The sequence below is a fragment of the Frigoribacterium sp. Leaf415 genome (assembly GCF_001424645.1).
Classification (GTDB): Bacteria; Actinomycetota; Actinomycetes; order Actinomycetales; family Microbacteriaceae; genus Frigoribacterium.
Window position 1 is genome coordinate 36,338 of sequence record NZ_LMQR01000001.1, and the last position, 23,727, is coordinate 60,064.

Consider the following 23,727-nt stretch of genomic DNA (forward strand, 5'->3'; position numbering starts at 1 on the left):
CACCGAGACCGTCGCGGCTAGTTCGTCGGGACCACGTCCCAGTGCTCGCGGATGAGGCCGTCGTCGACGCGGAACAGGTCGGCAGCGAGCAGCGGGTCGCCGGGTTTCGCGCCGACCGCCTGGGAGAAGGTCCAGACGATGTCGCCGTCGGAGAGCGAGATGACGGACTGCTGCGCCGGGAACTGCGAACCGCTGCCGAACAGCTGCTTCAGCGCCGCCGTCCCGTTCGGAGCGACCGGGTTGTGCTGCAGGTACGCGGGGTCGAAGGCGCGGTCGAGGATTGACGCGTCGTGGTCACGGAACAGCGTGTCGTACGCCGACACCGCGAGGACGCGATTGCGTTCTTCCTGACGTTCCGACGGCGCGGCGGTCGGACGTGCCGGCCGGTACAGGTCGCTGAACATGGTGTTCGTGTTCCCGCTGGCCGGCGTGCCGGTCGGAACGGGCTGCTCGAGCGACCAGTGCTCGACGATCCGGCCGTGCTCGAGGCGGAACAGGTCGACGGCGGCGTCACCGCGTCGTTCGTCGCGCGGGTCGGGGGTGATCTGCCAGTGCACCGCGACGAGGTCGCCGTCGGCTGCGACGCGCTTGATCACGGCGTGAGCACCGGGGACGCGGGTCCGGTCCGCCGCGAACTGGGCGAGGAGTCCCTGCGGCCCGGCGGTGGTCCCTGCTCCGTGCGCGACCGCGCCCGGGGAGACGAACCGCCCCGCGAGCTGCTGGGAGGACGTGCTGTCGGGATCGGCGAAGGTCGTGGTGATGAGCGTCCGCACGGCGCAGGCGTTGCGGCGTTCGGTGGTGGTGTCCCGCCGGTCCGCGGCAGTCGTCACGGTCGGCTTCGGTGTGGATCCGGGAGCAGCGGCTGCCGGCGTGGAGACGCCGAGTCCGGCGAGGAGGGCGGCTCCGGCGAGGACGGCCGTGCCGCGGGCGAGGCGGCTGGATGCGACGGACATGAAGGCTCCTTCAGCGATGGTCGGCGGGTGATCGCAGCATCTCAGGAAGCCCCGTCGAACGGAGGTACGCACTTTCTCGTAAGCCACTCACGTGGATGTCGGAATCGTGGAACCGCCTGCACCGCCCGCGCAGGATCGGGACGCTCGCGAACGCTTCCGTGCGGCGTGTCCTACGCGAGTAGTGCTCACACGCGTCCGAACCGGTCCGGGACCGCAGAGACTTCTGCGTCCGCACGACCCTCCGGAGCACGGCCGGCCACGGCACCGACCGACCCCGACGGCGCGCTAGGGTCCGGGCATGACGCGTCGTGCCTTCCAGACCTCCCGCCTCGTCCTGGCTGCCGGCTCGGCCCTGTCGGTCGTGGGCGTCGTCGTCTTCGCCGTGGCCTCGGCGCGACCCGTGTCCTTCGGGTGGTTCGCGTACGCGCCCTCGTCGGACACGACGTTCACCCCTGACGGTGTGCACCTGTTCTCGACCACGAGCCTCGTGGGCGCGGGCGTCCTCGTCCTCGGCTTGCTCGTGCTCGCCGCATGGTTCGGCTACCGACGGGGTGTGCGCCGCCGGCCCTGACGCAGCGACCGGCGAGGTCGGTGATTCCGGTTGTCGATATCGATTACGTCAACGCATTGCCATACGTGCATGCATCTGGTGTCATGGACCCATCCACCCGCTGAGAGAGGCACCACCATGGCTGACACCGAAGTCCACGCAGAGCACACCGTCACGGAGCACGAGCACGGCAGCGCCTGTGGTCACGAGACGGTGATGCACGACGACCACGTGGACTACGTCCACGGCGACCACAAGCACGCCCAGCACGGCGACCACTACGACGAGCACTGATCGTCGGGCGCCGATCGGCGCCGCGTGACCGAGGGCCCCACCGGCTGGTGGGGCCCTCGGTCACATTCGTCGGCGCTAATGTGTCCGTCATGAGCACCGATGCCCTCGAGTCCGCCGCGGAGCTCTTCAAAGCTCTCTCATCGGCCTCGAGGCTCCGCCTCCTCCGTCGCCTCGGGCAGGGCGAGGCCGGGGTGACCGCCCTCGTCGAGTCCTCGGGCCTGGCGCAACCGCTCGTGTCCCAGCACCTGCGCGTCCTCCGATCGGCAGGCCTCGTCGAGGTCACCCGTGTGGGTCGCGAGGCGATCTACTCCGTGAGTGACCGGCACGTCTCGCACATCGTCGACGACGCCGTCGAACACGTCGGCGAGAACTCCTAGAGCTGCGACGCGGCCCGAGGGGCCCCTGATCTGAACGCCTGCAGGCCCGTCAGGGTGCCGCCGTCTCCGTCTCCGTCTCGTCCATCGCGAGTCGCAGTGCCAGTTCCATGCAGCGCAGGCGGGCCGGGGAGAAGTCGTAGGGCATGCTCCGGATGATGTCTCCCGCGCTCCTGGCGCGAGAGTCCCCTGCCTTCCCGGGGGCCGGTGCCCCGGCGGCGTCCTCGGGTGGGTGCCGCTCGTCCCAGGCGTCGAAGATCGCGTCGTCCTCGTCCGGCTGGCCGGACTCCTCGATCATGCCCAGCAGTCTGGTGTCGAAGGCGTGACGTTCGGCCGCCACCTGTGCGACCCGGGGATCGTCGACGGCGACCGAGTCGTCGAGCGCCTCCTCTGCGGCGTCGACGCGGTCGGACTCGGCGCGGAGGTCGGGATGGAGGGCCAGCACGAGGAACCGGCTCGCCTGGAGGACGGCACCGAGCGGACCGAAGATCCGCTCGGTGACCAGCAGCGTGTCGAGGTCGTCCTCGCGCAGGGAGCCCTCGGGCGCGGCCTCGAGGCGGGTGGAGACGATGTCGTCGAGCAGCCCCAGACGGCTGCCGAGCGTTCGCATGCGCCGAACCGAGTCCCGCTTCCGTCGCAGCTCGTCCTCCTGCGCCTCGAGGGCGTCTTCCAGTCGGGCGAGAACGCCGGCGACCTCGTCCGTGCCGTCGGACACGCCGGTGTCAGCACCGTCGGCCCCGCCCGACGCGGCCCCGGCGAACGCGTCACGGATGTCCTCGAGGGCGATCCCGGCGTCGGCCATCCGTCGGATCCACAGCAGCCGGATGATCTCGGCGTAGCCGTAACGGCGCCTGCCGTCGGCACCCCGCTCGCGCTCGGGCAGCAGGCCGATCTGGTGGTAATGGCGGATCGCCCGGGGAGTGATGCCCACGAACGCCGCGGCGTCACCGATCAGGACCTGACGGGGCGGAACGGGGATGGCGTGCATGGCGGGCCTTTCGACGCGGGACGAGACGGGACGTGCTTCGAGCAGACCACATGACGCTGCGGCACCTGCAACCCGAGCGGTCCCGGAACGCCGACCCCGACTCGACGTCGTGAGGGTCGCTCGCCGAACGGAACGCTGCTAGCTTCCCTGCATGACCTGGCCCGTCGTCCACATCTCGCGCGCGTTCGACCACGACGTCGCCGCCGTCTCGAGCATCGCCGGCGACCCGGAGAACCTCCCCGCGTGGGCGGCCGGTCTGAGTGCCGGCATCCGTCAGGACGAGGGGCGGTGGATCACGGACTCACCCATGGGGGTCGTCGAGGTCGCGTTCACCGGGCCGGTCGAGCTCGGCATCCTCGACCACGACGTGACCCTGCCGGACGGATCGGTCGTGAGCAACCCCTTCCGTGTCGTGGCCAACGACGAGGGCAGCGAGGCCGTCTTCACCCTCTTCCGCCGTGACGGCATGTCGGAGGCGGACCTCGCGTCAGACGCTCACCTCGTGCGCGGTGACCTCGATCGGCTGGCGATGCTGCTCGATGAACGGTTCTCCCGCGGCCGATAGGGGATCGGATCGCGGCCGCACGCGCAGGCGAGCCAGGCCGAGTCTGTCCGGCGGCGGCCCCTCCAGGACCGACGCGTCACGCGGGGAGTTCGTCGGCGAGCATCGCGAAGACGAGGGTGTCGGTCCACTCGCCCTTGCTCCAGAAGTCCTGCCGGTGGTGTGCCTCCTGCCGCATGCCGACCCGGGCCGCGAGGCGCGCGGACGACGTGTTGCGAGCGTCCATCTGCGCGGTCACACGGTGGACGTCGTCGCGCGCGAACGCGAGCTGCAGAGCGGCCGCGACCGCCTCGCTCGCGTACCCCCGGCCCCCGTGCTCGGGATCGAGCGTCCACCCGATCTCGAGCGTGCGCCGTTCCTGCTCCGTGCGCCACAGCGACACCGTGCCGATCGCCGACCCCTCCCGCTCGACGACGAGAGCGAGTGCCCCGACGGGCTCGGCCAGGTCCGTCCGACCCAGGCGTCGTTCGAGTTGCACCCGCGCGGACTCGACCGTCCAGGGCTCCTCCAGGAGGTACCGCGCGACGTCCGGTCGTGAGTAGATCGAAACGAGTCGACCCAGATCGCTCTCCCGGTGCAGGCGGAGGATCAACCGGGCAGTCGTCGCCAGCGTGTCCGTGTCCATGACCTCGATCCTCCCGCATCACCGGTCACGACCGCCCGACGGATGCTGCTGCTGCGAGCCCGGGGCGGCCTGCCGTCTACATTGGGCCAGGCCCCCACGGAAGGAACCCCCATGAGCATGGAAGGCGCGGCCTGGAGCTCGCTCTACAAGATCTCGTCGGCACGAGACGGCGGGCACGGCATCTCCCGCGAGTCCGTCCGGCGGATCATGACGTTCGCCGTGCCCTACCGGTCCAAGCTGGTGATCTTCATCGCCCTCTCCGTCGTGGGCGCCTTCCTCGCGGTCGCGACACCGGTGCTGGCCGGCCGCGTGGTCGACGTCATCGTCGCGCGGGGCGAACTCGCGGCCATCGTGCGGCTCGCCGTCCTCATCGCCGTCGTGGCGTTGGCCGACGCCGGCGTCTCGCTCGTGACGCGCTGGTTCTCGGCCCGGATCGGCGAGGGCGTGATCCTCGACCTCCGCACGGCCGTCTTCGACCACGTGCAGAAGATGCCGATCGCGTTCTTCACCCGCACCCGGACGGGCGCCCTCGTGAGCCGTCTCAACAACGACGTCATCGGCGCCCAGCAGGCCTTCAGCGGCACCCTCTCGGGCGTCGTCACGAACGTGGTTGCCCTCGTCCTCACCCTGATCGTCATGCTCAGCACCTCCTGGCTCGTGACGGTCCTCGCCGTGGTCATGCTCCCGATCTTCCTGGTGCCCGCGCGGCGCATGGGCAGCCGTCTCGCGGCCCTCCGCCGCGAGGCCGCCGACCACAACTCCGCGATGAGCACGCAGATGACCGAGCGCTTCTCCGCGCCCGGCGCCACGCTCGTGAAGCTGTTCGGCCGCCCCGACGAAGAGGCCGAGGAGTTCCGCGTCCGCGCCGCCCGCGTCCGCGACATCGGGGTCCGGACCGCGCTGCTGCAGTTCGTCTTCGTCACCGCGCTGACGCTCGTCTCCGCTCTCGCCCTCGCACTCGTCTACGGGCTCGGCGGTGCCCTCGCGCTCGCCGGCCAGCTCGACACCGGAGAAGTCGTCACCCTGGCCCTCCTCCTCACCCGCCTCTACGTTCCGCTGACCGGACTCGCGAACGCGCGGGTCGAGATCATGAGCGCGGTGGTCAGCTTCGAGCGCGTCTTCGAGGTCTTGGACCTCGAACCGCTGATCCAGGAGAAGCCCGCCGCCGCCTCCGTCCCCGAGGGCCCGGTCAGCGTCGAGTTCGACGACGTCCGCTTCGCGTACCCGTCCGCCGACAAGGTGTCCCTCGCCTCCCTCGAAGAGGTCTCCACCCTGGACACCCGCGGCGGTGAGGAGGTGCTGCACGGCGTGTCCTTCCGGATCGAGCCGGGGCAGACCGTCGCGCTCGTGGGTACGTCCGGTGCCGGGAAATCCACGATCGCGCAGCTGATGTCGCGTCTGTACGACGTCGACGGCGGCGCCGTGCGTCTCGCGGGCACGGACGTCCGCGACGTGACCTTCGCCTCGATGCGTCACACCCTGGGCATGGTGACGCAGGACGGCCACCTGTTCCACGAGACCATCCTCAGCAACCTGCGCCTCGCGAGACCCGAGGCGACCGACGAGGAGGTGTGGGACGCCGTCCGCCGTGCGCGGCTCGAGCCGCTCATCCGGTCCCTGCCGGACCAGCTCGACACGATGGTGGGCGAGCGCGGCTACCGGCTCTCGGGAGGCGAGCGTCAGCGGATGACCATCGCGCGCCTCCTGCTGGCACAGCCCCGCGTCGTCATCCTCGACGAGGCGACCGCGGCTCTCGACTCGACGTCCGAGGCCGCCGTGCAGGCCGCCCTCAGTGAGGCGCTCGAGGGGCGGACCGCCCTGGTCATCGCGCACCGCCTGTCCACCATCCGCAGCGCGGACCAGATCCTCGTGGTCGAGGACGGCTCGATCGTGGAGCGCGGCACGCACGAGGAGTTGCTGGCCGCGGGGGGACGCTACGAAGAACTGCACCGCACGCAGTTCGCCGTGCAGAAGGACGTCGCCGCGGACGAGCAGGCACCGAGCGCGCTGTAGTCCTACTCCGCGGGCGGCCCGTCGACGGGCACGGTCCGACGTCGTCGCAGCACGAGGGTGGTGCCTGCCGCGAGCAGGCCGGCGGCGAGGGCGCCGACCCCGGCGACCTGTCCGCCGGTGAAGGCGAGGGCTCCGTCGGCGGAGGGCCGGGCCGTGGCCGAGGGGCGCGGCGTCGAGCCCGTTCCCGCCCCGGCACCGTCCGTGGGCGCGGGGGAGGGCTCCGTGCCGGGATCGGTCGGCACCGCGGTCGGGTCGTCCGTCGGCGGCGCCGGGTCGACCTCGGCGCCGGGCACCGACCAGGTCCCTGCGGCGAAGGTCACCGGCAGCGTCGCGGCCACAACGACCGTCGACGGGATGCCCGACTCGACGACGAGGCATTCCAGCGAGAGCGTCGCTCCGCCCGCCTCGACGCCGGCGGCGACGACCTCCTCGAGCGAGATCGCCATGGGCACCTCGACCGGCTGCCCCGCGGCCACCGCGACACTCGGCGACGTGACGACGGTCGCGCCTCCTGACGTCACCGAGAGTCGGGCGGCATCGTCCGCGTCGGACGGGCAGCCCGCGGCGAACAGCGCCGAGGCGAACGACGGGTCGGCACGGGCGTCGCCCGACACGACCGCGGTGCCGGCGGCGTCGCGCAGCACGAGCGGTGCGGGGCCGGCGGCTGCCTGGGCGGCGACGGCGGCACCGGGCCCGGCCAGGCCCGCGACCGTGCCGGCGGCGAGGACCGCCCCGACGAGCAGGGCCCGTCCGGAGGCGCGCGAGGCGAGGCGGCGGGCGGCCGGGACGGAGGCGCGCGAGGGGAGGCGGCGGGCGGTGGGGGCGGAGGAGGGCATCGGGACCTTCGGTGGGTGCGGTGGGCCCCCGCGGCGGGGAGCGCGCGGCGACGCCAGGACTGTCGCGCACCCGGGGGAACGGTTCGTGAACGCCGGGTGTCGCCCACGTCCCCGACCGTTGGCCTGCGGTTCAGGCCCGATGCCTACGGTCGGGACGCCCACCCGACGAAAGTGATGCCATGTCCCTCGACCCCCGCCCCGAGCAGTCCGCCCCGACCGGATCGGGCTTCTCCCGCCGGGCCTTCCTGGGGGCCTCCGTCGCCGCGACGGTCGCCGTGGGGGCGACCGCCCAGGGACTGCGGGGAGCGGACCCCGCCGAGGCCGCGCCGCTGCCGTCGGCGTCCGCCGTGGTCGACCCGGCCGCGCTCTCGTGGTTGGTGTTCGACCACCACGTGCACTCGGTCTACTCGCACGACGCGAAGTACCCCATGACGACGATCCTCGACCAGGCGCAGCGCTTCGGGGTCGACGCGATCGCCTTCACCGAGCACAGCAACAAGGGCCACGCCAACGTCGGCGGGGTGTTCAACGCCGCCCGCGAGATCGAGACCGCGCGGGCGGCGCGCCCCGACCTGCTCGTGCTGCAGGGTCTCGAGTGGTACATCCCCGGCGCCGAGCACGCCACCGTGCTCGTCGCTCCCGGGCCCGCGACGACCCGCGTGCTGCGCCGCTTCGAGCTCGACCACGACGGCAAGCTCAACGGCTGGGAGAAACCGCGCCCCGGCACCGACGACGCCGCCGAGTGGCTCGTGCACGCCACCGACGCCATCGCCTGGCTCGGCGCCCAGAAGAGCGCGGGCGTCGTCGACGACGTGATCGTCCTGGCGAACCACCCGAGCCGTCTCGGCATCGACTCGCCCGGTGAGCTGCGTGCCTGGCAGGACGCCGACCCCGAAGTGTTCGTCGGCATGGAAGGTGCTCCCGGCGCCCAGGCCGGCGCGATCGCCGCGAACGCCGGCGAGCGCTCGCGGCGGGGAGAGTACGAGAACGCCCCCAGCGAGTTCTCGTTCGCCGGCTACCCCACCGAGGCCTACCTCACCCACGGTGGCTTCGACTGGACGACGGCCGTCGTCGGCGGCGTGTGGGACTCGTTGCTCAGCGAGGGGCGGCGCTGGTGGGTCACCTCGAACAGCGACCTCCACCTCAAGGAGTCCGACTCGACGCGCGTCGGCGACTTCCCGACCGGGCCCGGCTGGGAGGCCGGGGCGACGCTCGCCAACTTCGACCGTGCCGGCCGTCGGCCCGACCCGGTCGCCACGGCCACGCCCCAGAACGGCGCCGACTTCTGGCCGGGCGAGTTCAGCCGGAACCACGTCGGGGCCGTCGACCGGTCGTCCGCCGCCCTGCTCGACGCCGTCCGTGCCGGTCGGCTCTGGGTCGACCACGGGCACCTGGTCGCCGGGCTCTCCGTCGTGCTCCGGGCCACCGGCGGTCAGGAGGCGCAGGCCACCCTGGGCGGGACCCTCACCGTCCCGCGCGGTACCGCCCTCGAGCTCGTGGTGGACGTCGTGCCCACGACGACGCCCACCTCGCGGGGCACCGTCCCGCGGCTCGCCCACCTGGACGTGATCCGCGGCCGCGTCACCGGACCCGCGGCCGACCGTGACGAGCAGCGCGCGCCCGGCACCCGGGTCGTCGAGCTGCTCGACGTCGCCGACCGCTCCGCCGCTCCGTTCCGCGTCGTGGTGCCGCTCGAGCCCGCCACCGAGGACGGTTACGTGCGCCTCCGCGGCAGCGACGGCCGGGTGCACGGCGTCGGCCCGCTCGGCTCCGAGGTCGACCCCCGCGCGCCCCAGCCGTACCCCGTCGCCCCGGCCGACCCGTGGGCCGACACCTGGCTCTACGCGAACCCGATCTTCGTCAGCGTGCGCTGAGCCGACCGCGGCTCACCCCTGGGGGCCGTCGTCGCGACCGACCCACGTCACGTCGCGGGCTGACATCGCGGGCACCACCAGGCCCGACGCGTGCGCCCGTCCGGCGTCGGCGGGTCGTCGCGCGCCTCGACGCGGGTGCCGCAGCGCAGGCACGGGCGTCCGGCGCGGCCGACCACCCAGTGCGTCTCGCCGCGGTGGGTCCGGCCCGTCGTGACCTGGTACGCGCCGGGCGTCGTGGCCGAGAAGCGCAGGGCGCGCGCGGCGACGTCGACGAGCTTCACCAGGTCGACCTCGCCGATCGGCGTGGCCGGGTGCACCCCGCGCAGGTAGCCCACCTCGTTGACCCAGAGGTTGCCGAGGCCGGCCATCGGACGTTGGTCGAGCAGGGCGGCACGGATCGTGACGTCCGGCAGCGCGGCCAGGCGACGTCGCGCCTCCTCGGGGTCCCAGTCGGGGCGCAGCGGGTCGGGGCCCAGGTGGCCGATGAGGGCGTGCTCGTCCCGGGTCGGCACGAGGTCGACGACCGGCAGGTCGACGCCCCAGAGGGTGTGGCCGTCGTCGAGCCGGGCGCGCACGCGGACCTGCCGCTGCAGCCGCGACGGCAGGACGCGACCGGGTCGGGTCAGCGTCCACGACCCCTGCATGCGCAGGTGCGTGTGGAGGGTGGTGGCGTCGTCGAAGCGGGTCAGCAGGTGCTTGCCGTGGGTGTCGACCTCGACGATGCGCCGACCGGCGAGCGACTCGCCCGCCCGGCCGCCCGACCGCAGCTCGCCGTCGACGACGACGCGGTCGACGAGCGAGGGACGGAGGCGCGCCGCCAGCAGGTGGACGCTGTCACCCTCGGGCATGCCGCGATGCTACGCGGCGTGCCTCGGGGCGACCGCCGCGACGAACTCGATCTCGACCCGGGCGCCCTTGGGCAGGGCGGCGACCTGGTACGCGGCGCGGGCCGGCAGCACCGCACCGTGGAACACCTCGGCGTAGGCCTCGTTCACGACGGCGAAGTCGGCGATGTCGGCCAGCAGCACCGTCGTCTTGACGACGAGGTCCATGCCCGATCCCGCGGCCTCGAGCACGGCGGCACCGTTGCGCAACGACTGGGCCGCCTCGTCGCGGACGTCCGGCCCGGCGAACTCGCCCGTGGCCGGGTCGATCGGCAGCTGGCCCGACACGAAGACCAGGTCGCCGACGCGGACGGCCTGTGAGTAGGGGCCGATCGCGGCCGGGGCCTCGTCGGTGTGCACGGCGTGGAGGGGGTTCGGGTCGAGGGTCATCGGCGTCCTCCCAGGACGGTCAGGGCCGCGTCGATCGCGGCCGGGGTGGTGGTGGCGTGCACGCTGAGGCGCACGCGGTCGTCGCCGTGGACGGTCGCCGTGACGCCGGCGGTCTCGAGTCGTGCCCCGGCGGCGGCGGCCTCACCAGCCGGAACGCCCGCCACGACGAGTCCTGCCCGCCGCGATCGGTCGACGGGGGAGAGCACGGGCACCCCGGTGGACTCGAGTCGGCCGATCAGGTCGCCCGCCGTGTCGGCCACGCGGGACGCCACGACGTCGACCCCCACCGACTCGAGCTGCTCGAGCGCCGTGGCCAACGCCCCCGACGCGAACGGCGATCCGTTGGTCACCGACAGGCGCTGCGCCCCGGGCAGCGGGGCGTGCGGCAGGCCGTCGTAGCGCGAGGCACCCTCGACGCCCGTCCACCCCCCGAGGACCGGACGGAGGCGCGCGAGTGCCCGCGAGGACAGCGCCACGAACCCGGTTCCCCAGCCCGCGCGCAGCCACTTCTGGCCGCCGACGACGAGGGCGTCGGCGAGGGTCCAGTCGGCGTCGAGGACGCCGAACCCCTGGATGCCGTCGACGACGAGCAGACGGTCGCCCACGGCCTCCCTCAGCCCGGCGAGGTCGGCGACGGTGCCGGTGCGGAAGTCGACCGCGCTCACCGCGACGGCCACGGTGTCGGGCCCGACCGCGTCGGCCACGCGCTCGGGCGTGACGGGCGCGAGCGGCTGCCCCGGGACGGCGGGCAACGGCCGGACCGTCGTGAGCCCTGCCTCTTCCGAGCGCCACCACGCGTACAGGTTCGACGGGAACTCGGCGCTGCTGACCACGACCTCGCCCCGGGGCAGGCCGAACGCGATCTGCATCAGCCCCAGCGACGTGCTGCCGGTGAGGGCGACCCCGCCGCGGTCGAACCCGGTGAGGCGCGAGACCGCGGCGAGGGCCCGCTCGTCCTCGGCGTGCAGGCCGGACGAGGGGACGCCGGCGCTCGCCGCGGAGGCGAGGCGGCCGATCGTCTCGACGACGTCCCGTGACGGCGGCCCGTAGCTGCCGAAGTTCAGGTAGCCGACCGGCTCGGCGAACGACGCGAGGTAGGCGTCGAGCGCCGAGCCGGGGGTCGCCGCCGGGCCCGAGCCCGTCCCCGGGCCCGAGCCCGTCGCCGTGCCCGACGTCACGCCAGCACCCGCTGCAGGAACTGCTTCGTGCGGGCCTCGCGCGGGGTGCCGAGCACCTGGTCGACCGGCCCTTGCTCGACGATGCCGCCGTCGGCCATGAAGACGACGCGGTCGGCGACCTCGCGGGCGAACTGGATCTCGTGCGTCACGACGAGCATGGTCATGCCGTCCCGGGCCAGGTCGCCCATCACCTTCAGCACCTCGCCGACCAGCTCGGGGTCGAGGGCCGAGGTCGGCTCGTCGAAAAGAAGGAACAGCGGCTTCATCGCGACGGCCCGGGCGATCGCCACGCGCTGTCGCTGCCCGCCCGAGAGCTGACCGGGGTAGGCGTCGACCTTGTCGCCGAGGCCCACCCGCTCGAGGATCTCGACGGCCTCGCGCCGCGCCTCCTTCGCCGACCGGCGCTGCACGCGGACGGGGCCCTCGAGCACGTTGCCCAGCACGGTCAGGTGCGGGAACAGGTTGAAGTGCTGGAACACCATGGCCGTGCGTGCCCGCTGAGCCGACAGGCGGCGTTCGCTGAGCTCGTGCAGCCTGCCGTCGCGCAGCTCGAAGCCCATCGGTTCGCCTCCGACCCAGACCTCGCCCGCGTCGGGTTCCTCGAGCCGGTTCAGGGTGCGGAGGAACGTCGACTTGCCGGCTCCGGACGGGCCGATGATGCAGACCACCTCGCCGCTGCGCACCGTCATCGAGACGTCGCGCAACACCTCGTGGCTGCCGTACGACTTGCCGATGCCGATGGCCTCGAGGACGGGGGCCGCCTCGGCGGCGGGACCCGCGCCTCCTGCGGTCGTCGTGTCGGTCGTGGTCACGGGGTGCTCCTCACGAGGGGTGCGCGGCCGAGGTCGGCGGCGACTTTGCGGCGGAGGGCGCGGGCGTTGGGCGGCCCGCCGGGGCGGCGGTCCTGCCGGTCGAAGCTGCGCTCGAGGTAGAACTGGCCGACGCTCGCGACGCTGACGATGACCATGTACCAGATGGCCGCGGCGATCAGGGTCTCCATCACCTGCAGGTTGAACGAGGCGATGTTGTTCGCCGCCTTGATCAGCTCGAGGTAGCCGATGACCGACGCCATCGCCGTGCCCTTGAGCATGTTGATGAAGTCGTTGCCGGTCGGCGGGATGATGATGCGCATCGCCTGGGGCAGCACGATGCGGGCCATCCGCTGCATCGGGGTCTGCCCGATCGACTGGGCGGCCTCGATCTGGCCGCGGTCGACGCTCTTCAGGCCGGCACGCACGATCTCGGCCATGTAGGCGCTCTCGTTGAGGGCGAGGCCGAGGAATGCCGCGACGAACGTGGTCATGACGTCGTTCGTGCTGACGTCGAGGAACACCACGTCGGTGAACGGCACCCCGACGGTCAGGCGCGGGAAGATCAGCGCCAGGTTGTACCAGAGCAGGATCTGCAGCAGCACGGGCAGGCCGCGGAACAGCCAGGTGTAGCCGGCCGCGAAGGCCTGCGCGACCGGGTTCTTCGAGATGCGCATCAGGGCGATGACGACGCCGATGACCACCGCGCTCACCTGGGCGACCACGGCGAGCACGATCGTGCCGACGAGGCCCTGCAGGATGATCGGCGACACCAGGTAGTACGGGATGTCGCGGTACGAGATGTCGCCCTGCGACGCCCCGTAGACCAGGGCGACGAGCAGCACCACGATGACGACGGCGCTGACCCAGCGGCCCCAGTGCTTCAGGCGGACCTGGGGCAGCAGCTCGCGGCCGCCTGCGGGCCCGCCGTCGCGTCCACCCGAGGAGGCGCGGGTCGTGTCGCCCGGGTCGGTTCCCGTCGGTCGTGCGGTCGCCACCTACTTGCCGCCGTTGACGGTGGCCTCGGCGACGCTGCCCGAGGTGATGCCCCAGGCGTCGAGCACCTCGCCGTAGGTGCCGTCGTCGATGAGCGAGTCGAGGGCGGCGGCGATGGCGTCGCGCAGCTCGGCGTCGTCCTTGTTGACGCCGATGCCGTAGGGGGCGCCGTCGATGACGTCACCGGGGACGACCTCGAAGGCCTGGCCGTCCTGGGCGGTCTTCGAGATGTAGACCGCGCTGGGCAGGTCGTTGACGATGGCGTCGATGCGGCCGGTGCGCAGCTGCGTCTGGTTCTGGCTGTCGCTGTCGGTCACCGTGATGTCGAGTGCCTCGTCGCCGTCGGACTCGCACTGCGTGCTGGTCGCCTCGGCGAACTCCTGCTGGCTGGTGCCGGTGACGACGGCGATCGACTTGCCGCAGAGCGCGTCGGGGCCGGTGATGTCGTCGGGGTTGCCCTTCTGCACCATCAGCGTGATGCCCGAGGTCAGGTAGTCGACGAAGTCGATCGCCTGCTGGCGCTCGGCCGTGTCGTTCATCGCGGCGATCGTCACGTCGACGCGGCCGGACTGCAGGCTGGTGATGAGTGAGCCGAAGTCCTGGTTCTGGTACTCGACGTCGAGGCCGAGCTTCTTGCCGACCGCGGTGATGAGGTCGTGGTCCGAGCCGATGACGGTCGAGCCGTCGGCCGCGTAGAAGTTGTTCGGCGCGGACTGGACGTTCGAGCCGACGACGAGCGTGCCCTTGTCCTTGATGTCCGTGGGCACCTGGGCGGCGAGGGTGTCGTCGACCTGGACCGCGTCGAGCAGTGCGCTCGTGTCGGGGATGGTCGACGACGACGACGACGAGGCGTCGCCGGACGCGTCGCCGGGCTGAGGTGCGCTCGGGCCGCCGCACGCCGTCAGGCCCAGGGCCAGGACGGCGCCCGTGGCGACGGTGCCCCAGAGGGCGGAGCGGGAGCGGGTTCGGGTCATGGTCGAGCCTTTCGTGAGCATCGTCGGTCATCGCAAGCTAGCCGAGTGATCGGCCGGGTGAGAAGAAATTATCACAGTGCGACGATTTCGTTACATGCCGGTAACCTGGACCCATGTCGAGAGCCAGCAGCGCCACCGTGGTCGACGCCAGCCGCGTCCTGCGGGCCGAGTTCGAGCCCTATCTGCCGCTCATGGACTTCTTCGCCGAGTTGCTCGGGCCTCGGACCGAGGTCGTGCTGCACGACACGAGCGACCTGAGTCGGTCGATCGTCGCCCTGACGAACGGCCACGTGAGCGGTCGCAGCGTCGGCGGGCCGGCGACCGACCTCGTGCTCAAGGTGTTGCAGAACCACGAGCACGACGACCGCGACTACCTGGCGAACTACCTGGCCGAGTCCCGCACCGGCGGCACGTTCCGCTCGTCGACCTTCTTCATCCGCGACGCCGGCGGCGACGTCGTCGGCATGTTGTGCCTCAACATCGACGACGAGCCGTTGACCCGGGCCCGCGACCTGCTCGCGGCCATCACGGCGACGACGGGGTTGGTCAAGGGGGCGACCTTGGGCTCCGGCTCCGAGGCGGGCCCTGCCTCGACGTCGTCGTCGGGGCCGGTCGCCGAGCGGCTGAGCATGAACGTCGACGAGCTCGCCCTCGACGGTGTCGCCCGCATCGTCGCCGCCCAGGGCGTCGAGCCGCACCGCATGACGCCCGACGAGAAGGTCGCGGCGGTGCGCGAGATCGAACGGGCGGGGGTGTTCCTGCTCAAGGGGGCGGTGGCTCAGGTGGCCGAGGCGTTGCACGTGTCCGAGCCGACGGTGTACCGGTACGTGCGACAGGTGCGGCAGGGCGGCTGACGGACGCCGCGCCGGCCTCGGTGCCGGTCACGCGGAAGTCGCACCACCGATTGGACATCGCACCGCGGAAATGGACGGTGCGATGCTCAGTTCACGGTGCGACACGGGCGACGATCGCGCCGTGGGGCCTCGGGCCGGACGGTGGTCCCGTCCGCGTGTGGGTCTCGAGCACGACGAACCCGGAGGCGCGCAGCTCGTCCGCGAGCAGGTCGGGCGCCCAGCGCCACGCGGTCGCGATCGCGTGGTCGAACGGTTCGTTGCCCGACCCGGTGAAGAAACCGACGAGCAGCCCACCGCCCGGTCGGAGGACGCGCGCGAACTCGCGGAGGGGGCGCCGGATGCTGCTCGGGTCGTGATGGATCAGCGAGTACCAGGCGAGGACTCCCGAGAACGCGTCGGGCTCGTAGGGCAGGGCGTCGACGTCGCCCAGGTCGAACGAGACGCCCGGGTGGGTGCGGCGCGCGTGCTCGACGAAGGCCGGGACCTGGTCGAGTCCGCGCACGTGGACGCCCCGCGCGGCGAGGTGTCCCGACCAGTGGCCCGGCCCACAGCCCGCGTCGAGCACGGGGCCCTCGACCGCGGTCGCCCACGACGTGACCAGGTGCTCGTCGGACGGGTGCACCGACGACATCGAGCCGAGGTGGTCGACGTACTCACGGGCCCGCGCGGCGTAGCGTGCCCCGACCTCCCGTGTCATGCCCCGCATCCTAGGAGGCCTGCCGCGCAGTCGGGACTCGCAGTCGAACCATCGATGGGTCGTCGAACCATCGTGTTCCGTGGTTCGACGACACATCGGTGGTGCGACCTCGACCTCGACCTCGACCTCGACCTCGAGGAGGCGCGGCGCGGGTCAGGACGCGGATTCGCGGGCGGCCGCGTCGAGCGCCGCGGCGATGCTGTCGAGCTGGGGGAGGGCCTCGCCGATGGTCTCGTCCGTGCCCGTGGTCGAGAGGACGTACTGGTAGGCCTCGCGCAGGGTGGTCGTGGTGTCCTCGCCCTGCGCGGTCAGGTGCAGGAAGAGGCTGCGGCGGTCGCCCGGGTGCCGGCTGCGCGTGACGTGCCCCGACTTCTCGAGCCGGTCGACCACGGCCGTCGTCGCCCCCGTGCTGAGCAGGAGCTCTTGGGCGAGCGCGCCCGGGGTGAGTCCCGGGGCATCGGCGACGGCGAGCAGCGCGGCCAGTTCGGTGTGGCCCATGCCGACGACCTTCGCGGCGTGGAGTCGGTAGCGGCGGTGTGCCTCGTCCAGGCTCTGCAGGGTCGCGGCGAGACGCCGGACGGACTCCGGGTGGTTCTCCGGAGTGGCGGGAAGGTCGGGGCTCACGACAGCAGGTTATTCGAGCGTCGCCCCCGGTGTCGCCAGGGCGGCGCGAAACGGATGACCCCGTTCGGGGCCGTGACGGTCGCCGCGGGCGGTGCCGCCGGCGGTGCCGCGGGCCCGCGGGGGCCGTCAGGCGTGCGTGTCGAGGAGGCGCGCGAGCTCGGGTGCGAGGGCCGAGGCCCAGGACTTGTGCACCTGCGCCCACGAGTAGAACTCGGGTCCGACCCGGGCGGGGCCGTCGGGGTCGGGGAACGGCACGAACACGCAGTCCCCGCGGCGACCCACGACGGTCCGGGTCGCGGCGTCGAGACGAGCCACCTGGCGTCGGATGCGTCCCCGGCCGAGTCGGGCGGTCTGCGCGAAGCGGTGCATCGGCGGGATGCCCGCCACGATCACCGGGCTGAGCCCCCGGCCCGGACGTCGCGCATGGTCGAGCAGTCGGTCGAGGTCGCGCTGCCACGCCCGTGCCGAGGTCATCAGCAGCACGTCGCTGAAGCCCAGTGCCACGACCACCGCGTCGACGTCGGCCTCCGCCAGGGACGACGACGACTCGGCGGCGTCGTGCACCGTCAGCACTCCCGGAGCCACCTCGATCCAGGCGAACGGCCTGCCGCGCAGGGCTCCCACCTGCGACGCGACCCGGCTCAGGGTCGTCAGGTCGTCGTCGAGCACGCCGAAACGCGCCGCGGCGGCACTGCCGAGGTAGCCCACGTGGTCGGCCGCGCAGGTCATCGCGTCAGGACGCCGGGGCGGGAAGGTCCCCGTCCGGATGACGTGCCGGAAGTAGGCGAGTCGGAGCCGGAGGACCGGCCTCAGCGCGGACCAACCGAACTCCTCGACGCGTCCGGCGACCGCCGTGAGGCGTCGGTTGCTCGCCATCGGGCCTCCTGCGTCGTCGCGTCGCCGGGCCGCCCGACGGGCACGCCCTCGATGTCCGGATGAGGCCGAAGCTACACGCGTGCGGGCCGCCCGGCCCGGCCCGGAACGCAGGAGGCGCGGTGCCGGCCCCGAGGACCGGCACCGCGCCTCCTGCGGTCACCGTTCAGTAGTCGATGCGGCCCCGGCGGTCGTGGAACTCGCCGGTCGGCCCGTCGGGGCCGAGCAGGGCGAGGGCGACGGTGGCGTCCGTGCCCTCGGTGACGGTCTGGTGGCCGCCGTGACCGTTGAAGTCGGTGGCGGTGTAGCCGGGGTCGCTGACGTTCACGCGGAAGGTGGGCAGGTTCTTGGCGTACTGCACGGTCAGGGCGATCACGGCCGCCTTCGAGGACGCGTAGGGCACCGCGGCGACGGGGTGCTCGTCGTGGCCCTCCGTGCTCAGCCAGCGCGGCCAGCCGACGCCCGAGGCGACGTTGACGATCACGGGCCGGTCGGAGCGGCGCAGCAGCGGCAGCGCGGCCTGGGTGACGCGGACGAGCCCGACGACGTTGACGTCGAGCACCTCCTGCATCGTCTCGGGGCTGAGGTCGTCGACGCCGAACGACGAGCCGAGCACGCCCGCGTTGTTGACGAGGACGTCGAGCTCGGGCAGGGAGGCGAGCGCCGCGTCGACGCTCGCCTGGTCGGTGACGTCGAGCTGCACGGCACGGGCGCCGAGGGCCCGGACGGCGTCCCCCGAGTCGAGGTCGCGCATGCCGGCGTAGACGGTGTGGCCCGCCTCGAGGAGGCGGCGGGCGGTCTCGAGGCCGAGGCTCTTGTTGGCCCCGGTGATGAGTGTGGTGGTCATGGGTCCATGCTGCGCCCGACACCGCCCCGGCACCCAGGCCCCGCACGACGGGAGGACTGCCGGTACCACCCTCGGGCGACCGGACCGGGGGAGGATGGGCGCATGAGCGAGTTCGCGGATGTCTTGCGGTCGTGGCGTGACCGGGTGAACCCGGCCGACGTGGGGCTGCCGGCGGGGGCGGGACGCCGGACGACGGGCCTGCGCCGCGAAGAGCTGGCGGCGCTCGCCGGGGTGAGCGTCGACTACGTCGTCCGCCTCGAGCAAGGGCGGGCGACGAACCCGTCACCGCAGATGCTCCGTGCCCTGGCGGTCGCCCTGCGCCTGAGCGACGACGAACGCGACCATCTCTACCGCTCGGCCGGCGCCGCGCCTCCGTCCGCCGGGGTCGTCCCGCGCCACGTGGGGCCCGGCGTGCAGCGCATCGTCGACCGGCTCGGCGACGTGCCCCTGGCCGTCTTCTCGGCGACCCACGACATCCTGCTGTGGAACCCGCTGTGGGCCGCGGTGAACGGCGACCCGTCGCGCCTCGTCGGGCTCGAGCGCAACCTCGTCTGGCGGCACTTCACGTCGGGCCACGCGGGCACCGACTTCGACGCGCAGCACGAAGAGGACTTCGCGAGCGACCTGGCCGCCGACCTGCGGGCCGCCGTGGGGCGCTACCCGTCGGACCGCTCGCTCGACCACCTCGTGTCGCGCCTGCTCGAGACGTCTCCCGAGTTCGCACGCCGCTGGGCCGAGGCCAAGGTGGCCGAGCACCGGGCCAGCCGCAAGACGGTGACGGACACGCCGGCCGGCCCGATCACGATCGACTGCGACGTGCTGACCGCACCCGGCGACCTGCGGATCGTCGTCTACACGGTCGCACCGGGCTCCGATGACGAGGCGCGACTCGACCTGTTGCGCGTGACCGGGCTGCAGTCGTTGGCGGCGACGCCGGTCGTCTGACACCTCGGCCCGGCCGACCGCGGAGGCCGTGGCGTGGTCAGCGCTCGCGGGCCCCTTCCCGGGCCGCTGCCCGGGCCGCGCGAGCCCGCGCCTTGATCGCGGCGATGACCTCGGTCTTGGCATCGGCGTAGTCGTTCATGTCCTCCCAGCGGCGGCCGAGCAGGTCACGCTTGACGCTCGCGTAGAGCTCGCGGTCGGCGACGTCGGTGCGCAGGTGGTCGCGCAGCAGCAGGTACCCGTCGATCGCGTCGGCGCCCTGCTCGTAGACGTGCACGTGCACGCTGCGCTCGGGCGTCCGCACGAGTCGGTGCCCGGGTTCGCGCACCCGCAGCTCGTAGCCCGCGGTGAGCAGCGGGGCGAGGTAGTCCTCCTCGGCGGTGATGTCGGGCACCGCGACCACGACGTCGACGATCGGCTTCGCGGCCAGGCCGGGCACCGACGTCGAGCCGATGTGTTCGACGTCGGCCGCGATCCCCGACGGCGCGAGGGCCTCGACGATGCGGCGTCGGTGCTCCACGAACACCGAGGGCCAGCGCTCGTCGTACTCGTGCAACGAGACGTGGACGGCCTCGGCACCGCCCACGATCTCGGTGGTCGTGACGTCGGGTCGGCGGGGGGTCCGGTCGGCAGGCATCAGGAGATCCTGCCAGACGCCGGAACCGGTCGACCCTGTACTAACATCTGCGCATGCACGTAGATAAGAAGGTTTGCGGACTCGACCCCGATTCCGAGTACGTCGAACTCGCCGTCGAGGTGTTCGCGATGCTCGCCGACGCGACCCGCATCCGCATCATCCTGGCGCTGCGGAACGCCGAAGAGCTGTCGGTGAACCACCTCGCCGACATAGTCGACAAGAGCCCGGCGGCGGTGTCACAGCACCTGGCCAAGCTGCGACTCGCTCGCATGGTGCAGCCGCGCCGCGAGGGGACGACCGCCTTCTACCGTCTGACGGACGAGCACGCGTCCGAGCTCGTCAGCGACGCCGTGAGACAGGCCGAGCACGCCGTCGGCAACGCACCCCACCACGCCGGGGGGCAGTGAGGTGGCCGAACACGAACACGAACACAGCCATGAGCACGAACACAGCCACGAGCACGAGCACGAGCACGAGCATGAGCACGGGCACCCGCACGGTCGGGTGAAGGCCTGGCTCTACGACCTGTTCGTCCCGCACACGCACGACTCCGCCGATTCCGTCGACGACGCCCTCGAGGCATCGACGGCGGGCATCCGAGCGGTCAAGATCAGCTTGTTCGTCCTGCTCGCGACGACGGTGTTGCAGGCCGTCCTCGTCGTGGCCACCGGGTCCGTCGCCCTCCTGGCCGACACGATCCACAACTTCGCCGACGCGCTGACCGCGGTGCCGCTCTGGATCGCCTTCGTCCTCGGTCGACGAGTCGCCACCCGCCGTCACACCTTCGGTTTCGGCCGCGCCGAGGACCTCGCCGGTCTCTTCATCGTCATCGTCGTGGCCCTCTCGGCCGTGGTCGCCGGGTGGGAGGCGGTCGACCGTCTCGTCCACCCGCAGCCCGTCCAGGCGCCTTGGTTGCTCGTCCTGGCCGGCGTCGTCGGCTTCGCCGGCAACGAGGTGGTCGCGATCTACCGCATCCGGGTCGGCCGCCGGATCGGTTCGGCCGCGCTGGTGGCGGACGGCGTGCACGCTCGCCTCGACGGGTTCACGTCGCTGTCGGTGGTGCTGGGGGCCGTCGGTGTGCTGCTCGGCTTCCCCCTCGCGGACCCGATCATCGGCCTGCTGATCGCCGTGTCGATCATGATCCTGTTGTGGGGCACCGTGAAGTCCGTCGGTGCCCGCCTGATGGACGCCGTCGACCCCGACCTGCTCGACCGGGTCGAGCACGCGCTCGAGCACGCCGCCAGGGTCGTCGCCGTGCGCGACCTCCGACTCCGGTGGATCGGGCACCGGCTGACGGGCTCGGCGACCGTCGAGGTCGCCACCGACGACCTTGTCGACGCATCGGGCATCGCCGACCACGCCTGCCTACGCGTCCGAGGGGCGCTCCCGAACCTCGACGCCTTCACGATCACCCCGGTACCGGTCGCCCGGGTCGCCCCTCAGGACTGAACGAGGGGCAGTCCTGCCGCTGCCCAGGCGGTCGTTCCTCCGACGACGTCGACGGCGTCGATGCCGCGAGACCGCAAGACCCGTGCCGCGCGGGCGCTCCGCATCCCGCCCTGGCAGACGAGGTACACGGCGACTCCGTGGGGCATCTCGTCGAGCCGGTCGGCGAGCTGCGAGGGGTGGAGGTTGAGCGCGCCGGGGAGGTGGCCCTCGGCGAACCGGTCGGCGCTCCTCACGTCGACGACGAACGGGGCCGGGAGGGCAGCCAACCGGTCGACGGTGATCTGGGTCATGCTGTCCTCGATCTCTCCTGGTGGGCGGTTCGGGGCGGTCGTGCCACGACGGGGCGAGGTGTCGGTCATCCGATGCCCGCAGTGCCGAGCAGGCTGCCCACGAGGTAGGTCGCCGCGAGGGCGAGGGCACCGCCGACGACGACGCGGAGCGTGGCACGGCCGACGGCCCCACGTCCGAGGCGTGCCCCGAGTGCGCCGGTCGCCGCCAGCGCGAGCAGGACCACCGCGACCGTCACCGGAATCCGCAGCCCCTCGGGCGTCAGCAGCACGGCGAGCAGCGGCAGGATCGCGCCGGCGAGGAAGGCCACGGCCGACGACAGGGCGGCGTGCCACGGGTTGGCGACGTCGTCCTGGTCGATGTGCAACTCGGCCGAGAGGTGCGCCGCGAGGGCGTCGCGCTCGGTCAGTTCGGTCGCCACGAGGGACGCCGTCTGCTCGCTGAGTCCCTGTGCGCGCCAGAGAGCCGTCAACTCGGCGAGTTCGGCCTCGGGGTCGTCGGCCAGCTCGGCGCGTTCCTTCTCGATCAGGGCTCGCTGGCTGTCGCTCTGGCTGCTGACGGACACGTACTCGCCGAGGGCCATCGAGATGGCGCCGCCGACCAGTGCCGCGGCACCGGCCGTCGCGACGGCCGACGTCGACGTGGTCGCACCCGCGACGCCGACGACGACGGCGGCGACCGACACGATCCCGTCGTTGGCGCCGAGCACTCCGGCGCGCAGCCAGTTGAGACGCCCGGCGAGACTGCCGGCGTGCGGTTCGTCCGGGTGCGTGGGCAGAACGGAGGAGACGTCGGTCATCCGTCAGCCCTCGCTCGAATCCGACCAGACCGCCTTCGCGCCCGAGTCCCCGATGCGCACCGTCGTGACGATGCCGCCGATCGCGGCGACGGCGACCGCCACGGTGAGCGCGACCCCGACGATCGTGCGCGTGCCCTTCTTCAGGGTGGGATGCGGTCGCTTCGCGTCCGGGGTCAGCACGTAGTGCTGCCAGGCCCACTGCGCCACGGCGACGACGAACACGGCGATCGCCCAGGGCAACAGTGTGTCGCCGAGCTGCGTGTGCGTCTCGAGCAGGGCGCTGTGGCCGACCCGCTCCTCGAGCGATTCGCCCGACGACGTCGCCAGGGGCACCGCGACGAGCGAGACGAGGGCGACGAGCGGCGTGATGATGCCCAGTCGTCGGCGCAGCCGCGTCGACACGGCGCCGGCCACGATCAGCAGCGAGGCCGTCGGGAAGGCGACCGTGACGAGGTGCACGATCAGCGGGTGGAGGGGGAGTCCGTTCAGTTGCCAGTCCATGGCGTGATCCTGATCGGGGGCGTCCCAGAAACCCCCCAGACAGCGGATCGAGGAGGCGCGGGTCGGCTCGATCCCGCCGCTGGGCGCTTTCTGGGAGGGGCGCGGCGACCCTCGGACCATGACCGCACTCGACGGAAGACCCCCGGTGACGTCCCCGGGTGGACGACCCGCGCCTCCTGCCTCTCGTCCTGCTCGTCGGCCGGTCCGCCGCGGCGTCGGGATCGCGGCGGCGGGTGGGATCGGCATCGTCGCGGTCGTCGCGGCGGGACTCGTGATCACGTCGGGTGCCGGGGGAGTCACGGCAGCCGACCTCGCCGTCGTCGAGGACGTCAGTGGGATGCACTCGCCCCTGCTCGACGGGGCGGCGCTGCTGATCGACCGACTTCTCGGGCCGCAGCTCGGGGCGGCGCTCGTCCTGCTGTTCGCCGTCGCCGTGTGGGTGACGACACGGCGGGCCGCCGAAGCGCTGACCGTCCTCGGCGTCTCGGTGCTGCCGTGGGCAGCGGCCGAGACCGTCAAGCTGATCGTCGGACGCGACCGACCCGACCCGCGCCTCCTCGTCGACCCTCTGCTGGTCGAAGCGCACTCGTTCTCGTTCCCCAGCGGCCACACCGCCCTGGCGACCGGTCTCGCGCTGGCGATCGTGATCGTCGTCCGAGGGCGGAGCGGGCGGCGCCTGGTCGCCGTCGTGGCCGCGCTTGGCGTCGTCGTCGTGGCGGCGTCACGGGTCTGGATCGGCGTGCACTACCCCACCGACACGATCGCGTCGGTCGTGCTCGGCTGCTCGGTCGTCGCGCTCGCTCTTCCCTTCTGGCGTCGAGTCCTCGACCGGTTCGACCGGCGATGTGTCGACGGGGGCCCGTCGTGATCGCCGCCGTGCGACGATCGGCAGGGACACGACGGCGGAAGGAGGCCC

Annotated in this window: 29 protein-coding genes; 11 read left to right on the forward strand and 18 right to left on the reverse strand. The window is 72.6% G+C overall.

What is annotated here, in order from left to right; translation table 11 throughout:
• Window positions 1-17: 17 nt before the first annotated feature.
• Window positions 18-953: a nuclear transport factor 2 family protein gene (locus ASG28_RS00185; RefSeq protein WP_055970773.1), complete on the reverse strand. Its 936-nt coding sequence runs from the start codon at window positions 951-953 to the stop codon at window positions 18-20.
• 298 nt (window positions 954-1,251) lie between these two features.
• Between ASG28_RS00185 and ASG28_RS00190 the strand changes: the two genes are divergently transcribed.
• From ASG28_RS00190 to ASG28_RS00200, 3 genes are all read left to right on the forward strand, one after another.
• Window positions 1,252-1,524 (forward strand): hypothetical protein, encoded by a 273-nt coding sequence (locus ASG28_RS00190; RefSeq protein ID WP_055970774.1) that lies wholly within the window; start codon window positions 1,252-1,254, stop codon window positions 1,522-1,524.
• A 117-nt stretch (window positions 1,525-1,641) separates the two neighbouring features.
• Window positions 1,642-1,797, forward strand: coding sequence for a hypothetical protein (locus tag ASG28_RS00195; protein WP_055970776.1), 156 nt, complete (start codon window positions 1,642-1,644; stop codon window positions 1,795-1,797).
• Between the two features lie 89 nt (window positions 1,798-1,886).
• Window positions 1,887-2,174 (forward strand): ArsR/SmtB family transcription factor, encoded by a 288-nt coding sequence (locus ASG28_RS00200; RefSeq protein ID WP_055970778.1) that lies wholly within the window; start codon window positions 1,887-1,889, stop codon window positions 2,172-2,174.
• A 49-nt stretch (window positions 2,175-2,223) separates the two neighbouring features.
• On the opposite strand, the gene ASG28_RS00205 is transcribed toward ASG28_RS00200, so the two are convergent.
• A complete protein-coding gene (locus ASG28_RS00205; protein WP_055970780.1) occupies window positions 2,224-3,159 on the reverse strand; it encodes a helix-turn-helix domain-containing protein in 936 nt (311 codons plus the stop codon).
• A gap of 151 nt (window positions 3,160-3,310) precedes the next feature.
• Between ASG28_RS00205 and ASG28_RS00210 the strand changes: the two genes are divergently transcribed.
• A complete protein-coding gene (locus ASG28_RS00210; protein WP_055970781.1) occupies window positions 3,311-3,724 on the forward strand; it encodes a hypothetical protein in 414 nt (137 codons plus the stop codon).
• A gap of 76 nt (window positions 3,725-3,800) precedes the next feature.
• Here the strand turns inward: ASG28_RS00210 and ASG28_RS00215 are convergent, their stop codons facing one another.
• Window positions 3,801-4,346: a GNAT family N-acetyltransferase gene (locus ASG28_RS00215; protein ID WP_055970783.1), complete on the reverse strand. Its 546-nt coding sequence runs from the start codon at window positions 4,344-4,346 to the stop codon at window positions 3,801-3,803.
• Between the two features lie 111 nt (window positions 4,347-4,457).
• Here ASG28_RS00215 and ASG28_RS00220 point away from each other — a divergent pair, with 111 nt between their 5' ends.
• A complete protein-coding gene (locus ASG28_RS00220; RefSeq protein ID WP_055970786.1) occupies window positions 4,458-6,359 on the forward strand; it encodes an ABC transporter ATP-binding protein in 1,902 nt (633 codons plus the stop codon).
• A gap of 2 nt (window positions 6,360-6,361) precedes the next feature.
• On the opposite strand, the gene ASG28_RS00225 is transcribed toward ASG28_RS00220, so the two are convergent.
• Window positions 6,362-7,195, reverse strand: a complete 834-nt coding sequence (locus tag ASG28_RS00225; RefSeq protein ID WP_055970788.1) for a hypothetical protein — start codon at window positions 7,193-7,195, stop codon at window positions 6,362-6,364.
• Between the two features lie 179 nt (window positions 7,196-7,374).
• On the opposite strand from ASG28_RS00225, the gene ASG28_RS00230 reads away from it, so the two are divergent.
• Window positions 7,375-9,069 carry a PHP domain-containing protein gene (locus ASG28_RS00230; protein ID WP_055970790.1) on the forward strand — a complete coding sequence of 565 codons (1,695 nt, stop codon included), beginning with the start codon at window positions 7,375-7,377 and terminating at the stop codon, window positions 9,067-9,069.
• A 47-nt stretch (window positions 9,070-9,116) separates the two neighbouring features.
• Here ASG28_RS00230 and ASG28_RS00235 read toward each other — a convergent pair whose 3' ends face one another.
• The 6 genes from ASG28_RS00235 to ASG28_RS00260 are packed head-to-tail and all read right to left on the reverse strand — an operon-like array spanning window position 9,117 to window position 14,300.
• The gene (locus ASG28_RS00235; protein WP_055970791.1) at window positions 9,117-9,917 is read right to left on the reverse strand and encodes an Fpg/Nei family DNA glycosylase; all 801 of its coding nucleotides are present in this window, start codon (window positions 9,915-9,917) and stop codon (window positions 9,117-9,119) included.
• A 9-nt stretch (window positions 9,918-9,926) separates the two neighbouring features.
• Window positions 9,927-10,343 carry a RidA family protein gene (locus ASG28_RS00240; RefSeq protein ID WP_055970793.1) on the reverse strand — a complete coding sequence of 139 codons (417 nt, stop codon included), beginning with the start codon at window positions 10,341-10,343 and terminating at the stop codon, window positions 9,927-9,929.
• Window positions 10,340-11,521: an aminotransferase class V-fold PLP-dependent enzyme gene (locus tag ASG28_RS00245; protein ID WP_055970795.1), complete on the reverse strand. Its 1,182-nt coding sequence runs from the start codon at window positions 11,519-11,521 to the stop codon at window positions 10,340-10,342. The genes ASG28_RS00240 and ASG28_RS00245 overlap by 4 nt, the downstream gene beginning before the upstream one ends.
• Window positions 11,518-12,333, reverse strand: a complete 816-nt coding sequence (locus ASG28_RS00250) for an amino acid ABC transporter ATP-binding protein (protein WP_055970797.1) — start codon at window positions 12,331-12,333, stop codon at window positions 11,518-11,520. The genes ASG28_RS00245 and ASG28_RS00250 overlap by 4 nt, the downstream gene beginning before the upstream one ends.
• Window positions 12,330-13,328 carry an amino acid ABC transporter permease gene (locus tag ASG28_RS00255; RefSeq protein WP_082454138.1) on the reverse strand — a complete coding sequence of 333 codons (999 nt, stop codon included), beginning with the start codon at window positions 13,326-13,328 and terminating at the stop codon, window positions 12,330-12,332. The genes ASG28_RS00250 and ASG28_RS00255 overlap by 4 nt, the downstream gene beginning before the upstream one ends.
• A complete protein-coding gene (locus ASG28_RS00260; protein ID WP_055976564.1) occupies window positions 13,329-14,300 on the reverse strand; it encodes an ABC transporter substrate-binding protein in 972 nt (323 codons plus the stop codon). It lies immediately after the preceding gene.
• A 113-nt stretch (window positions 14,301-14,413) separates the two neighbouring features.
• Here ASG28_RS00260 and ASG28_RS00265 point away from each other — a divergent pair, with 113 nt between their 5' ends.
• A complete protein-coding gene (locus ASG28_RS00265; RefSeq protein ID WP_055970799.1) occupies window positions 14,414-15,154 on the forward strand; it encodes a helix-turn-helix transcriptional regulator in 741 nt (246 codons plus the stop codon).
• A gap of 91 nt (window positions 15,155-15,245) precedes the next feature.
• Here the strand turns inward: ASG28_RS00265 and ASG28_RS00270 are convergent, their stop codons facing one another.
• The 4 genes from ASG28_RS00270 to ASG28_RS00285 all read right to left on the reverse strand — a co-directional run bounded on the left by ASG28_RS00270 (window position 15,246) and on the right by ASG28_RS00285 (window position 18,195).
• Entirely contained in the window at window positions 15,246-15,851 is a 606-nt protein-coding gene (locus tag ASG28_RS00270; protein WP_055976567.1) for a class I SAM-dependent methyltransferase, read from the reverse strand.
• A gap of 153 nt (window positions 15,852-16,004) precedes the next feature.
• Entirely contained in the window at window positions 16,005-16,475 is a 471-nt protein-coding gene (locus ASG28_RS00275) for a MarR family winged helix-turn-helix transcriptional regulator (protein ID WP_055970801.1), read from the reverse strand.
• A 126-nt stretch (window positions 16,476-16,601) separates the two neighbouring features.
• Complete coding sequence (locus ASG28_RS00280; RefSeq protein WP_055970804.1) at window positions 16,602-17,351, reverse strand: hypothetical protein; 750 nt, start codon at window positions 17,349-17,351, stop codon at window positions 16,602-16,604.
• Between the two features lie 163 nt (window positions 17,352-17,514).
• Entirely contained in the window at window positions 17,515-18,195 is a 681-nt protein-coding gene (locus ASG28_RS00285) for an SDR family NAD(P)-dependent oxidoreductase (protein ID WP_055970806.1), read from the reverse strand.
• 102 nt (window positions 18,196-18,297) lie between these two features.
• Between ASG28_RS00285 and ASG28_RS00290 the strand changes: the two genes are divergently transcribed.
• Entirely contained in the window at window positions 18,298-19,140 is an 843-nt protein-coding gene (locus tag ASG28_RS00290; RefSeq protein WP_055970808.1) for a helix-turn-helix transcriptional regulator, read from the forward strand.
• A 37-nt stretch (window positions 19,141-19,177) separates the two neighbouring features.
• Here ASG28_RS00290 and ASG28_RS00295 read toward each other — a convergent pair whose 3' ends face one another.
• Window positions 19,178-19,774, reverse strand: coding sequence for a GrpB family protein (locus tag ASG28_RS00295; protein ID WP_055970810.1), 597 nt, complete (start codon window positions 19,772-19,774; stop codon window positions 19,178-19,180).
• A gap of 53 nt (window positions 19,775-19,827) precedes the next feature.
• On the opposite strand from ASG28_RS00295, the gene ASG28_RS00300 reads away from it, so the two are divergent.
• Together ASG28_RS00300 and ASG28_RS00305 are read left to right on the forward strand one after the other, a co-directional pair.
• Window positions 19,828-20,181 carry an ArsR/SmtB family transcription factor gene (locus tag ASG28_RS00300; protein ID WP_055970812.1) on the forward strand — a complete coding sequence of 118 codons (354 nt, stop codon included), beginning with the start codon at window positions 19,828-19,830 and terminating at the stop codon, window positions 20,179-20,181.
• Window position 20,182: 1 nt separating this feature from the next.
• Window positions 20,183-21,223: a cation diffusion facilitator family transporter gene (locus ASG28_RS00305; protein WP_055970814.1), complete on the forward strand. Its 1,041-nt coding sequence runs from the start codon at window positions 20,183-20,185 to the stop codon at window positions 21,221-21,223.
• Here ASG28_RS00305 and ASG28_RS00310 read toward each other — a convergent pair.
• From ASG28_RS00310 to ASG28_RS00320, 3 genes are all read right to left on the reverse strand, one after another.
• Window positions 21,214-21,513: a rhodanese-like domain-containing protein gene (locus ASG28_RS00310; RefSeq protein ID WP_055976570.1), complete on the reverse strand. Its 300-nt coding sequence runs from the start codon at window positions 21,511-21,513 to the stop codon at window positions 21,214-21,216. The two genes, ASG28_RS00305 and ASG28_RS00310, sit on opposite strands and share 10 nt — an antisense overlap.
• A gap of 65 nt (window positions 21,514-21,578) precedes the next feature.
• Entirely contained in the window at window positions 21,579-22,310 is a 732-nt protein-coding gene (locus ASG28_RS00315; RefSeq protein WP_055970816.1) for a VIT1/CCC1 transporter family protein, read from the reverse strand.
• A gap of 3 nt (window positions 22,311-22,313) precedes the next feature.
• On the reverse strand, window positions 22,314-22,811 hold the full coding sequence (locus ASG28_RS00320) for a DUF2231 domain-containing protein (protein WP_055970818.1): 498 nt from the start codon (window positions 22,809-22,811) through the stop codon (window positions 22,314-22,316).
• Between the two features lie 118 nt (window positions 22,812-22,929).
• On the opposite strand from ASG28_RS00320, the gene ASG28_RS00325 reads away from it, so the two are divergent.
• Window positions 22,930-23,679, forward strand: a complete 750-nt coding sequence (locus ASG28_RS00325) for a phosphatase PAP2 family protein (RefSeq protein WP_082454139.1) — start codon at window positions 22,930-22,932, stop codon at window positions 23,677-23,679.
• Window positions 23,680-23,727 lie beyond the last annotated feature (48 nt).

Coding starts and splice junctions, on each gene's coding strand:
- ASG28_RS00315 (WP_055970816.1), bottom strand. CDS start 22,310: ATGACCGACGTCTCCTCCGTTCTGCCCACGCACCCGGACGAACCGCAC.
- ASG28_RS00240 (WP_055970793.1), bottom strand. CDS start 10,343: ATGACCCTCGACCCGAACCCCCTCCACGCCGTGCACACCGACGAGGCC.
- ASG28_RS00235 (WP_055970791.1), bottom strand. CDS start 9,917: ATGCCCGAGGGTGACAGCGTCCACCTGCTGGCGGCGCGCCTCCGTCCC.
- ASG28_RS00295 (WP_055970810.1), bottom strand. CDS start 19,774: ATGCCTGCCGACCGGACCCCCCGCCGACCCGACGTCACGACCACCGAG.
- ASG28_RS00285 (WP_055970806.1), bottom strand. CDS start 18,195: ATGACCACCACACTCATCACCGGGGCCAACAAGAGCCTCGGCCTCGAG.
- ASG28_RS00200 (WP_055970778.1), top strand. CDS start 1,887: ATGAGCACCGATGCCCTCGAGTCCGCCGCGGAGCTCTTCAAAGCTCTC.
- ASG28_RS00300 (WP_055970812.1), top strand. CDS start 19,828: ATGCACGTAGATAAGAAGGTTTGCGGACTCGACCCCGATTCCGAGTAC.
- ASG28_RS00190 (WP_055970774.1), top strand. CDS start 1,252: ATGACGCGTCGTGCCTTCCAGACCTCCCGCCTCGTCCTGGCTGCCGGC.
- ASG28_RS00215 (WP_055970783.1), bottom strand. CDS start 4,346: ATGGACACGGACACGCTGGCGACGACTGCCCGGTTGATCCTCCGCCTG.
- ASG28_RS00280 (WP_055970804.1), bottom strand. CDS start 17,351: ATGGCGAGCAACCGACGCCTCACGGCGGTCGCCGGACGCGTCGAGGAG.
- ASG28_RS00205 (WP_055970780.1), bottom strand. CDS start 3,159: ATGCACGCCATCCCCGTTCCGCCCCGTCAGGTCCTGATCGGTGACGCC.
- ASG28_RS00325 (WP_082454139.1), top strand. CDS start 22,930: ATGACCGCACTCGACGGAAGACCCCCGGTGACGTCCCCGGGTGGACGA.
- ASG28_RS00265 (WP_055970799.1), top strand. CDS start 14,414: ATGTCGAGAGCCAGCAGCGCCACCGTGGTCGACGCCAGCCGCGTCCTG.
- ASG28_RS00310 (WP_055976570.1), bottom strand. CDS start 21,513: ATGACCCAGATCACCGTCGACCGGTTGGCTGCCCTCCCGGCCCCGTTC.
- ASG28_RS00290 (WP_055970808.1), top strand. CDS start 18,298: ATGAGCGAGTTCGCGGATGTCTTGCGGTCGTGGCGTGACCGGGTGAAC.
- ASG28_RS00230 (WP_055970790.1), top strand. CDS start 7,375: ATGTCCCTCGACCCCCGCCCCGAGCAGTCCGCCCCGACCGGATCGGGC.
- ASG28_RS00185 (WP_055970773.1), bottom strand. CDS start 953: ATGTCCGTCGCATCCAGCCGCCTCGCCCGCGGCACGGCCGTCCTCGCC.
- ASG28_RS00220 (WP_055970786.1), top strand. CDS start 4,458: ATGAGCATGGAAGGCGCGGCCTGGAGCTCGCTCTACAAGATCTCGTCG.
- ASG28_RS00225 (WP_055970788.1), bottom strand. CDS start 7,195: ATGCCCTCCTCCGCCCCCACCGCCCGCCGCCTCCCCTCGCGCGCCTCC.
- ASG28_RS00195 (WP_055970776.1), top strand. CDS start 1,642: ATGGCTGACACCGAAGTCCACGCAGAGCACACCGTCACGGAGCACGAG.
- ASG28_RS00210 (WP_055970781.1), top strand. CDS start 3,311: ATGACCTGGCCCGTCGTCCACATCTCGCGCGCGTTCGACCACGACGTC.
- ASG28_RS00260 (WP_055976564.1), bottom strand. CDS start 14,300: ATGACCCGAACCCGCTCCCGCTCCGCCCTCTGGGGCACCGTCGCCACG.
- ASG28_RS00320 (WP_055970818.1), bottom strand. CDS start 22,811: ATGGACTGGCAACTGAACGGACTCCCCCTCCACCCGCTGATCGTGCAC.
- ASG28_RS00270 (WP_055976567.1), bottom strand. CDS start 15,851: ATGACACGGGAGGTCGGGGCACGCTACGCCGCGCGGGCCCGTGAGTAC.